The organism is Pseudomonas avellanae BPIC 631 (assembly GCF_000444135.1).
GTDB classification, from domain to species: Bacteria; Pseudomonadota; Gammaproteobacteria; order Pseudomonadales; family Pseudomonadaceae; genus Aquipseudomonas; species Aquipseudomonas avellanae.
In genome coordinates this window covers 1-11,089 of sequence record NZ_ATDK01000008.1, presented here as the reverse complement: position 1 = coordinate 11,089, position 11,089 = coordinate 1, and the positions used below count along the sequence as shown (strand labels likewise).

10 protein-coding genes and 2 tRNA genes are annotated in these 11,089 nt (G+C 60.3%); all 12 read right to left on the bottom strand.

The window, feature by feature from the left end:
- Window positions 1–134: 134 nt before the first annotated feature.
- Window positions 135–211: transfer RNA gene (locus DW49_RS0100475), tRNA-Asp, on the bottom strand.
- A 68-nt stretch (window positions 212–279) separates the two neighbouring features.
- Window positions 280–355, bottom strand: a tRNA-Val gene (locus DW49_RS0100470).
- Between the two features lie 139 nt (window positions 356–494).
- Window positions 495–1,313, bottom strand: coding sequence for an SDR family oxidoreductase (locus DW49_RS0100465; protein ID WP_005619680.1), 819 nt, complete (start codon window positions 1,311–1,313; stop codon window positions 495–497).
- Window positions 1,310–2,521 carry an O-succinylhomoserine sulfhydrylase gene (locus DW49_RS0100460; RefSeq protein ID WP_005619682.1) on the bottom strand — a complete coding sequence of 404 codons (1,212 nt, stop codon included), beginning with the start codon at window positions 2,519–2,521 and terminating at the stop codon, window positions 1,310–1,312. The genes DW49_RS0100465 and DW49_RS0100460 overlap by 4 nt, the downstream gene beginning before the upstream one ends.
- Before the next feature lie 20 nt (window positions 2,522–2,541).
- Complete coding sequence (gene purF / locus DW49_RS0100455; RefSeq protein ID WP_005619684.1) at window positions 2,542–4,050, bottom strand: amidophosphoribosyltransferase; 1,509 nt, start codon at window positions 4,048–4,050, stop codon at window positions 2,542–2,544.
- A gap of 12 nt (window positions 4,051–4,062) precedes the next feature.
- A complete protein-coding gene (locus DW49_RS0100450) occupies window positions 4,063–4,650 on the bottom strand; it encodes a CvpA family protein (protein ID WP_003381065.1) in 588 nt (195 codons plus the stop codon).
- A gap of 118 nt (window positions 4,651–4,768) precedes the next feature.
- Window positions 4,769–5,434, bottom strand: coding sequence for an SPOR domain-containing protein (locus DW49_RS0100445; RefSeq protein ID WP_005619685.1), 666 nt, complete (start codon window positions 5,432–5,434; stop codon window positions 4,769–4,771).
- Window positions 5,418–6,722 carry a bifunctional tetrahydrofolate synthase/dihydrofolate synthase gene (gene folC, locus DW49_RS0100440; protein ID WP_005619686.1) on the bottom strand — a complete coding sequence of 435 codons (1,305 nt, stop codon included), beginning with the start codon at window positions 6,720–6,722 and terminating at the stop codon, window positions 5,418–5,420. Before folC ends, DW49_RS0100445 begins: the two co-directional genes overlap by 17 nt.
- Window positions 6,719–7,639: an acetyl-CoA carboxylase, carboxyltransferase subunit beta gene (gene accD / locus DW49_RS0100435; RefSeq protein WP_005619688.1), complete on the bottom strand. Its 921-nt coding sequence runs from the start codon at window positions 7,637–7,639 to the stop codon at window positions 6,719–6,721. Before accD ends, folC begins: the two co-directional genes overlap by 4 nt.
- Before the next feature lie 252 nt (window positions 7,640–7,891).
- Window positions 7,892–8,512, bottom strand: coding sequence for a phosphoribosylanthranilate isomerase (locus tag DW49_RS0100430; protein ID WP_005619689.1), 621 nt, complete (start codon window positions 8,510–8,512; stop codon window positions 7,892–7,894).
- Window positions 8,513–8,572: 60 nt separating this feature from the next.
- Window positions 8,573–9,397 (bottom strand): tRNA pseudouridine(38-40) synthase TruA, encoded by an 825-nt coding sequence (gene truA, locus DW49_RS0100425; protein WP_029768596.1) that lies wholly within the window; start codon window positions 9,395–9,397, stop codon window positions 8,573–8,575.
- 160 nt (window positions 9,398–9,557) lie between these two features.
- The coding region (locus DW49_RS0100420) for a motility hub landmark protein FimV (RefSeq protein WP_024421050.1) at window positions 9,558–11,089 on the bottom strand (1,532 nt) is incomplete at its 5' end.

Genomic DNA, 11,089 nt, shown 5'->3' with positions numbered 1-11,089 from the left:
CCGACTGAACTACCGCTGCGTATCGCTGTAAACCTGTTTGAAACAAACCTTCGGTAGTTTGCTTCCTGTACTCGTGATTGAAAGACCCTTGGGCTTTTCAATCGCAGATCCGGCTAACCCGATCTGTACAAATATGGCGCAGCGGACGGGACTCGAACCCGCGACCCCCGGCGTGACAGGCCGGTATTCTAACCGACTGAACTACCGCTGCGCATTGTGGACTTGCGTCCTGTTTACTGCATTTGAAAGCCCTCATACTTCAGCTTTCAAACTCAACGATGGTGGGTGATGACGTGATCGAACCGCCGACCCGCTGCTTGTAAGGCAGCTGCTCTCCCAGCTGAGCTAATCACCCTTTGCTTCGTTGAGGCCGCGAAATTTACGCACCTAACGAACCTAAGTCAATAGCCTGATTGAAGTTTTTTAAAAAATCGCCTCAATCGCAAAACCGCTACCACACATCAAAAGCACAACAAAGAGCCAATCTCGGCACACTATTGGGCGTAGACCATCTTGCGGGTCATCCCGCCATCGACCACAAATTCCTGCCCGGTCACAAAACCGGCATTTCGGGACAGCAGCCAGGCGACCATTGCCGCGACATCTTCCACCGTCCCTACCCTGCCAGCAGGATGCTGGGCGTGATCGGTCTCGGACAGCGGCTCGGCTCTTCGCAAAGATGGGTCGCGCGCGTCGATCCAGCCCGGGCTGACGGCATTGACACGGATCTCCGGCCCCAGACTGATCGCCAACGCATGCGTCAGGGCCATCAGACCGCCCTTGCTGGCCGCGTAAGCCTCGGTGTCGGCTTCGGACTGACGGGAGCGAGTGGACGTCAGGTTAACGATGCTGCCGCAGTGCGCACGCAGGTAAGGCGCGCAATGTTTGGCCAACAACATAGGGCCGCCAAGATTGACCGCCAGCACCCGATTCCAGTGCGACAGCTCAAGGCTTTCCAGTGTGGTGTTGTGCGGATCGGCGACTGCTGCATTGCACACCAGCGCGTCCAGACGACCGAACTGCCTGAGCACTTCGGCCACGCCCGCTGCGACCTGCTCTTCACTGGCGACGTCCATGCCAATGAACAGGGCGTTTTCACCCAGCACACTGGCCACTTTCGAGCCACGCGCACGGTCCAGATCAGTCAAAACAACTTGCCAGCCCTCAGCAATCAACCATGCCGCAATGCCCAGCCCGATGCCGCGAGCAGCCCCGGTCACCAGCGCGACACGTCCATTGTGGGTGCTGGCAAATTTCAGCGCCCACTCCTCGCCTGCCTCGCCAGTGGCCGTGTGACTGGCCGTGTCACTCACAGCGCCGCCAGGCCACGGGCCAGGTCAGCCTGCAGGTCAGCCACGTCTTCAAGCCCCACAGCAACCCGAATCAGGCTGTCGCGAATACCCGCCGCCTCACGCTCTTGAGGCGCCAGACGGCCATGGGACGTGGTGCTCGGGTGCGTGATCGTGGTCTTGGTGTCGCCCAGGTTGGCAGTAATGGAGATCAACCGCGTGGCATCGATGAAACGCCATGCGCCGTCCTTGCCGCCCTTGACCTCAAAGCTCACCACGGCGCCAAAGCCCTTTTGCTGACGTTTAGCCAGCTCATGCTGCGGATGGCTATCGAGCCCTGCGTAGTGGACCTTTTCGATACCGTCCTGCTGCTCGAGCCACTCGGCCAGCGCCTGGGCATTGGCGCAGTGCGCGCGCATCCGCAGGTTCAGGGTTTCGAGGCCCTTGAGGAAAATCCACGCATTGAACGGGCTGAGCGTCGGCCCGGCGGTGCGCAGAAAGCCCACTACTTCTTTCATCTGCTCGCTGCGACCGGCAACCACACCGCCCATGCAACGACCCTGGCCGTCGATGAACTTGGTGGCCGAGTGCACGACAATGTCGGCCCCCAGCAGCAACGGCTGCTGCAAGGCTGGCGTGCAGAAACAGTTGTCGACGATCAGCATCGCGCCCTTGGCGTGGGCGATCTCGGCCAGCGCAGCGATGTCCACCAACTCGGCCAACGGGTTGGAAGGCGATTCGACGAACAACATTTTGGTGTTGGCCTTGATCGCCGCATCCCAACCGCTCAACTCTGCCAGTGGAACGTAATCCACCTCAATACCGAAACGCTTGAAATACTTGTCGAAGAGGCTGATGGTCGAGCCGAATACGCTGCGCGACACCAGCACATGATCACCGGCGCTACACAAGCTCATCACCACCGCCAGAGTTGCCGCCATACCTGTAGCGGTGGCAACGGCCTGCTCTGCGCCTTCCAGCGCGGCAATACGCTCTTCAAAGGAGCGCACGGTCGGGTTGGTGTAACGCGAATAGACGTTACCCGGCACCTCGCCTGCAAAACGCGCGGCAGCATCGGCAGCCGTGCGAAATACGTAGCTGGAGGTGAAGAACATGGGGTCGCCATGCTCGCCTTCCGGGGTGCGGTGTTGCCCGGCACGTACGGCGAGGGTATCGAAACCCACGCCTTCAAGGTCGCTGTCCAGCCGACCTGCATCCCATTCCTGAGTCATGCCGCCCACTCCTTGTTCAATTAGTTGTTGTACAGATCGATGATCGCGCTCACTGCCTGGGTCTTGATCTTGGAGGCGTCGTTGCGCGCGCTCTCGATCCTGTTCAGGTAGTGCTCGTCGATGTCACCGGTCACGTACTTGCCGTCGAAAACCGAGCAGTCGAAGTTGTCGATCTTGATCTTCTTGCTGCCGCTGACCGCCTCGATCAGGTCATTCAGATCCTGATAGACCAGCCAGTCGGCACCGATGAGGTCGGCCACGTCCTGGGTGGAACGGTTGTGAGCGATCAGCTCGTGAGCACTCGGCATGTCGATGCCGTAGACGTTGGGGTAACGCACTGCCGGGGCAGCCGAACAGAAGTAGACATTCTTGGCACCGGCTTCGCGGGCCATCTGGATGATCTGCTTGCAGGTCGTGCCACGCACGATGGAGTCATCCACCAGCATCACGTTCTTGCCGCGAAATTCCAGCTCGATTGCGTTGAGCTTCTGGCGCACGGATTTCTTGCGCGCTGCCTGACCCGGCATGATGAAGGTCCGGCCGATGTAGCGGTTCTTGACGAAACCTTCGCGGAACTTGACGCCCAGGTGGTTGGCCAGTTCCAGCGCCGCAGTTCGGCTGGTGTCCGGAATCGGGATGACCACGTCGATGTCGTGATCCGGACGCTCGCGCAGAATCTTGTCGGCCAGCTTCTCGCCCATGCGCAGACGCGCCTTGTAGACCGAGATGCCGTCGATGATCGAGTCCGGACGTGCCAGATAGACGTGCTCGAAGATGCACGGCGCGTACTTGGGGTTGGCCGCACACTGACGGGTGTGCAGCTTGCCGTCTTCGGTGATGTAGACCGCTTCGCCCGGTGCCAGGTCGCGAATCAGGGTGAAGCCCAGCACGTCCAGCGAGACGCTTTCCGACGCGATAATGTACTCGACACCTTCGTCAGTATGACGCTGGCCGAACACGATAGGACGAATGGCATCCGGGTCACGGAAACCGACGATGCCGTAGCCGGTGATCATTGCCACGACCGCATAGCCGCCACGGCAGCGATGGTGCACGTCGGTCACGGCCGCGAAGATATCTTCTTCGGTCGGCTGCAACTTGCCGCGCACGGCCAGTTCATGGGCAAAAACGTTGAGCAGCACTTCCGAATCGGAATTGGTGTTCACATGGCGCAGGTCGGATTCGTAAATCTCCTTGGCCAGTTGCTCGACGTTGGTGAGGTTGCCGTTATGCGCCAACGTGATGCCGTAAGGCGAGTTGACGTAGAACGGCTGGGCTTCGGCCGAAGTCGAACTGCCCGCCGTTGGATAACGCACATGACCGATGCCCATGTGCCCGACCAGACGCTGCATATGGCGCTGATGAAACACATCACGCACCAATCCGTTGTCCTTGCGCAGGAATAACCGGCCATCGTGGCTGGTTACGATACCGGCAGCGTCCTGGCCGCGGTGCTGGAGGACGGTAAGCGCGTCATACAGCGCCTGATTGACGTTCGACTTGCCGACGATACCGACGATGCCACACATGCGACACAACCCCTACTTAGTGGAACTGGATTTACCGAGCACATCCTGCGGCAGTGTAGACGGCAGGATCTGCTCCTTGAACGGCAGATCAGCGGGTACGCTGATGCCGCTGGCGAGCCACTTGCTGGACATCCCGAGAATCAGGTTTTTCGACCAGTCAGCAACGATGAGAAATTGCGGCACCAGCCTGGACTGCTGCCACCATTGATCCTGTTGTACCGGCCCCAGGCTCAACAGCCCTACCGCTACAACGACAAGCAGGCCTCCGCGCGCTGCGCCGAAGACCATACCGAGAAAGCGATCGGTCCCGGAAAGCCCGGTGACGCGAATCAGCTCGCCTATCAGAAAATTGACCATGGCGCCCACCAGCAGGGTGGCGACGAAAAGGATGGTGCAGCTCGCAATAACGCGCGCCGAGGGTGTTTCTATATAATTGACCAGATACTGCGACAGCCCTGCACCAAACATCCAGGCCACTACGCCTGCAATGATCCACGTCGTCAACGACAGTGCTTCTTTTACGAAGCCGCGTTTCAGACTGATCAGGGCGGAGATGGCGACAATTCCCAGAATTGCCCAGTCAACCGGAGTAAATGGCACGTTGCAGCCTGCAGACGGATAAGGCGGCGCATTTTAGCAGAGCGCCCGCCTGCCGGTAAGCGGCGATTACCGGCGAGAGGCATTTTCCTTCACGGCAACGACACCAGGTGCCGGACGGTCAGCCCCGTTCAGGCTGGAAGCGCACCACGATGCCCTTGAGCTTCTGCTGCTTGTCGAGCTGATCACGCAGGCGATCGGCTTCGGCGCGCTCTATCAACGGGCCGACAAACACCCGATTCACGCCATCGGCAGTACGAATATAGGCGTTGTAGCCCTGGGTACGAAGCGTCTTTTGCAGATTATCGGCATTGGCTCGATTGGACATGCTCGCCAACTGGACCGACCAGCTGATCGACAGACCGTTGGCATCCACCCCGGCAGGTGCGGCCGGCTTGGCAGGAGCCGGTGCCGGCGCAGTTGGCGCAGGCGCGGGCGTTGCTGCCGGCTTGGCCGCAGGCTTTGTTGGAGGAGCCGCAACCGCCGGAGCCGTGGCCTGGGCAGTCGGGGCCGGTGCAATCGGCATGGCGGGTGGCTGATTGTTGCTACCCATGTCGGCGTCACCCGGCACAGGCTCCTGAGGCAAAACCTGAGGCTCCGGAACCGGCACAGGATCGACCTTGACCTGTGACGCGGCAGGTGCGTGAGGAGCCGAAGGCGCTTCGACCTGAACCTGGCGCGTCTCATCTTCACGCGTGAACAGCATCGGCAGGAAGATGACCGCAATAGCGATCAGCACCAGCGCTCCAACCATTCGCTGCTTGAATACGTTATCCAGCAAAGCCATTTGCAGCTTCCTCATCGGTGTGCCGGGCCAACCATTCCAGAGCCTCGGCAACACAGTAAAAAGATCCGAACAGCAGAATTTCGTCATCGGGCGTGGCGTGCGCGCACTGAGCGTCCAATGCCTGCGCAACACTCTGATAGGACGTCACGCGAGCGCCAAGGTTCTGTAATGCCGAATGCAACTCTTCTGCCGGGCGACTGCGCGAGGTGGACAGCGGCGTAACGGCCCAGTCTGCAATGACCGGCGCCAGGTGCGCGACCACACCATCAAGGTCCTTGTCGTTGAGCAGACCGAACACCGCAAAACGCTTGCCAGACACTGGCCGACGGGCGAGGCGCTGCTGCAGAAAGTGTGCAGCGTGCGGGTTATGGCCCACGTCGAGGAGCAGATTGAGCTGCTTGCCGTGCCAGCGCACGGTTCGGCGATCAAGACGACCGGCAAGCCGGGTCTGCGCAAGAACCTGCCCGATTGCATCCGTTTGCAGTGGATAACCCAGCAAGGCGAACGCTTGCAGCGCCAATGCGGCGTTCTGCATGGGGAGGTCAAGCAGTGGCAGGCCGCGCAGCTCTACCTGATCACCATGAGCGACGCCACGCCAGTCCCAGCTGTCATCGCCTATCGAGAGGTCGAAGTCCCGACCGCGCAACAGCAGTGGGCAGCCAAGCTCGCGGGCTTTCGTCAGCAGCGGCTCAGGGGGGGAAGGATCGCCACACAACGCCGGGCAGCCCGCACGGAAAATGCCGGCCTTCTCGAAGGCGACCGACTCACGTGTATCACCCAGGTACTCGGTGTGATCGACACCGATACTGGTGACCAGCGCGAGATCCGAATCGATCAGGTTTACCGCATCCAGACGGCCACCCAGCCCGACTTCCAGCACGACCGCGTCGAGCTGAGCGCGCTCGAACAACCAGAACGCCGCCAGCGTGCCCATTTCAAAATACGTCAGGGTGACGTCGCCACGCGCCGCTTCAACCGCAGCGAAGGCATCGCACAATTCAAGGTCGGTGGCCTCGACGCTCTGCACTTTTACCCGCTCGTTGTAGCGGATCAGGTGCGGAGAGCTATAAACACCGATTTTCAGACCCTGGGCCTGCAACAAGGCAGCGACAAAGGCGCAGGTCGAGCCCTTGCCGTTGGTGCCCGTTACAGTGATTACCCGACGCGCCGGGCGCATCAGGCCCATTTGCAGCGCTACCTGTCGCGATCGATCCAGGCCCATGTCGATGGCTGACGGATGCAACTGCTCCAGGTAGGCGAGCCAGTCGCCCAGGGACGTAGGGGTCATATCGTGGTCGGTGCCGGCGGAACGATGATAGGTTCGATGACCGGTGCGACAAAGCGTGGCGTCGGCAGATTCATCATCTGCGCCAGCAGGTTGCCCAGACGCGGACGAAGCTCGCTGCGCGCAATAATCATATCGATGGCACCGTGGTCCAGCAGGAACTCGCTGCGCTGGAAGCCTTCAGGCAGTTTTTCGCGGACGGTCTGTTCGATGACGCGCGGGCCGGCAAAACCGATCAATGCCTTGGGCTCGGCAACGATCACATCACCCAGCATGGCCAGACTGGCAGAAACGCCGCCGTAGACAGGGTCGGTCAACACCGAGATGAACGGCAGCCCCTCTTCACGAAGACGTGCCAGAACAGCCGAAGTTTTGGCCATCTGCATCAAGGAGATCAGTGCTTCCTGCATCCGCGCGCCGCCGGAAGCAGCGAAGCAGATCATCGGGCAGCGGTTTTCCAGTGCATAGTTGGCAGCACGGACAAAACGCTCGCCGACGATGGCGCCCATCGAGCCGCCCATGAACGAGAACTCGAATGCCGAAGCGACTACCGGCATGCCCAGCAAGGTGCCGCTCATGGAAATCAGCGCGTCCTTTTCACCGGTCTGCTTCTGTGCAGCCGTCAGGCGGTCCTTGTACTTCTTGCCGTCGCGAAATTTCAGACGGTCTACCGGCTCCAGATCGACGCCCAGCTCTTCACGGCCGTCGACATCCAGAAAGATGTTCAGCCGTGCGCGTGCGCCGATGCGCATGTGGTGGTTGCACTTGGGGCAGACGTCCAGGGTCTTTTCCAGCTCCGGGCGATAAAGCACGGCATCGCAGGACGGGCATTTGTGCCAGAGACCTTCGGGTACCGAGCTCTTCTTGACCTCGGAACGCATGATCGATGGGATCAGCTTGTCTACCAACCAGTTGCTCATGCTTTATATCTCCAGTACCGGAGTGGCTCGAACGACTGACAAACTACACGCCAGCCGCACGCCCTCGGATAAATTCGTGTGTGGACGATGATGAAAGGACAGCGATCGGCACATGGCCAGACCTGCACACCCCTCACCCCGGTTTTTCACAATGACGGTGTTGCGCATCGGCACCACCGCTTACTTGATTCGACCCGCGAGTCTTGCGGCGGGAACAGGCTTATGGACGGCGGCCGAACAACAACCGTCACATCAGGTGCCGTGCACCGCACTCATGAATGCCAGGATCTTTTCCCGATCCTTGATGCCCTTGCTCTTTTCAACACCGCCGCTGACATCCACCGCGTAAGGCCGGACCTGAGCAATGGCCTGCGCCACATTGGCCGACGTCAGGCCACCTGCCAGTATGACCGGCTTGTCGAGGTCGTCCGGAATCAATGCCCAGTCGAAGGTTTCGCCCGTACCGCCGGGCACGCCCTCTACGTAGGTGTCGAGCAGTACGCCACGCGCATTGCGGTAAGTCCGGCACGCCTGGGCAATGTCATCACCGGCCTTGACCCGCAGCGCCTTGATGTACGGGCGATGATAACCGTCGCATTCCTCTGGTGTTTCATCGCCGTGAAACTGCAGCATGTCCAGCGCAACCGCATCCAGAGTCTCGTTGAGCTCGCAGCGGCTGGCATTGACGAACAGGCCGACAGTAGTAATGAACGGCGGCAGCGCGGCGATGATCGCGCGAGCCTGCAGCACCGTCACTGCGCGCGGACTTTTGGGGTAAAACACCAGTCCGATCGCGTCGGCCCCCGCCTCGGCCGCAGCCAACGCATCTTCTATGCGGGTAATCCCGCAGATCTTGCTGCGAACGGCTGACATATTGTGAAAACCTCAGACTTTTCGGAAAGTCCCGGATGTTAGCAAATGCTGCTCGGGTCGTCAGCCGTCCAATTCTGTAAAGCCTGTAAGAAAGTGCGGACCGATGTAGCGCTCGGGTAACGGAAATTCGTCACGGTACTCGACCTGGACCAGGTACAGACCATACGGATGAGCCGTCACGCCGCCGGTGCGCCGAACGCGGCTTTCAAGCACATCACGCGCCCATTCAACCGGGCGCTCACCGGCGCCGATGGTCATCAGCACGCCGGCGATATTGCGCACCATGTGGTGCAGAAAGGCATTGGCGCGCACATCGATCACGATCATCTTGCCGTGCCGGGTCACGCGCAGGTGGTGCAACTGCTTGATTGGCGACTTGGCCTGGCATTGACCGGCACGAAAGGCGCTGAAGTCATGCATACCCACCAGATACTCCGCCGCCTGCGCCATGCGCTCGACGTCCAGCGGGCGGTGGTTCCAGGTAATTTCCTGATTCAGGTGCGCCGGGCGGATCTGATCGTTGTAGATCACGTAGCGATAACGACGGGCAATGGCTTTGAAGCGCGCATGAAACGTGGCGGGCATGACCCTGGCCCACGACACACTGACGTCGTGAGGCAGGTTGATGTTGGCACCCATGACCCAGGCCTTCAATGAACGCTCGGCCTGGGTATCGAAATGCACCACTTGCCCGCAGGCATGCACGCCAGCGTCTGTACGCCCGGCACACATCAGCGAGACGGGTGAAGCGGCAACCTTGGACAGCGCATCTTCGAGGGTTTCCTGCACCGTCAGCACGCCGGAGGCCTGACGCTGCCAGCCGCAATAACGCGAGCCTTTGTACTCGACGCCCAACGCGATCCGGGAAAAGCCCTCGGCGGCCATTTCAGCAACCGGGTTATCTATGTTCGCCAAAATGCTACAGCCTGTCGGTTCGCGAAAAGTCGATCATTATACGGTCGCAAAAAAAACACGCCACTCAAGCCGGGCGACTGAAACGCAAACGGCCGCAGAAGCGGCCGTTTGCAGGTTGAAACCGGTGCAATCAGGCAAGCCGCGAAAGCATCTCCCGCGCTTCGCTTTTCTGCCCGTCATCGCCCTCGGTGACTACTTCATCAAGAATGTCACGAGCACCGTCCGCATCGCCCATGTCGATGTAGGCACGCGCCAGATCGAGCTTGGTTGCCGCTTCGTCAGTACCGGCCATGAAGTCGAAATCCGGCTCGTCATCCAGTGCCGCCGCATCTTCGGCGGTGAACCTTGGCTCATCCAGTGACGGATGCTCAAGATTCTGCGCCAGGCGGTCCAGTTCGGCGTTGACGTCGTCGATTTCGGTCGCGAACGCCTGGCTGGCCTGATCGGTTTCAATCTCGTCTGCCAGCGAAAGATCGAAGTCTTCGGGAAGCTCCAGATCGTCGCTGATCGGCGGCACAGGCTTTGTTTCACCCAGATCAAGCGGCTCACTGCCAAGGCCCAGCAGGAAGTCGTCCTCGTTCTTGAGCGCAGGATCCTCTTCGGAAAGATCCAGGTCGAAATCGGCAAGGTCTTCAGGCGTCGTCGCGGCCCGGGCCTCTTCCTGCTGCTGCATGATCGACTCGAAGCTCAACGGCTCATCGTCAGGCACCGCCGACAGCGCGGGCTCGTCCAGCATCAGATCGTCAAGATTGTCGACCGTGGAGACTTCGGGCGTGGTCGTTTCATCGAACTCGTCCAGGCTCAGATCAAAGTCGTGATCGAGCGGGTCCTCTTCCTCGACAGGGGCAGCGGCCAGCGGCTCGGGTTCAGGTACCACAACAGGTTCAGGCTCGACAACCGGCTCAGGCGTCTGTTCAGCCGAGTCATCGGCCAGCAACTCTTCTACATATTTGGCATCAAGCTCTGCCGCCAATGCAGCCGCACTGGCTGCTACTGCCGCGGCGGCAACTGCAGGGGCAGCCGACGCAGGGGCAGGGGCAGGTTCAGAAGCCTGCGGCGCTACCGGCGCAACAACAGGCGCAACAGGCTTCAGGGTCGAGTGACGTTCTTCCAGCTGCTCGACCTCAGCTTCACGCTTTCCCGCAGCCACCAGCTTGCGCTCATGCGCGGCGTAGGCTTTGTTATTGCCTTGTTCAGCAGAGATTTCCATCAGCTTGAGGCGAATATCATCGCGCGCCGGGTCGTCCTTGACCGCTTCCTCGAGCAGTTCGACAGCCTGATTCATGCGCCCGTAAGCAATATGGATCTCGGCCTGCACCAGCGGATCAGCCGAACGCTCACGAGCAGCGGCGGCTCCGGCAGCAGCACCTGCGCCCATACGAACATTGGGCGGCGGCACGTCAAGCCCGTCGAAGCTGGCTTGCGGTGCGTCCATGTCCATGTCTGAAACAAAATCGGATTCTTCAGCCAGCGCTCGTGCCATGCGTTTGTGTTTTTCGGCTTCCGCTTTCGCCGCACGACGACGCGCCAGAAACAACAGCAGCAAGGCCAGAATCAACAACGCAGCACCGCCGATCAACCCCAGCAATATCGGGTTGTCGAGCACCTTTTGCAGCATGTCGTCATCTTCGGCAGCGGCCACAGGCTCAACGGCCAGTGGCT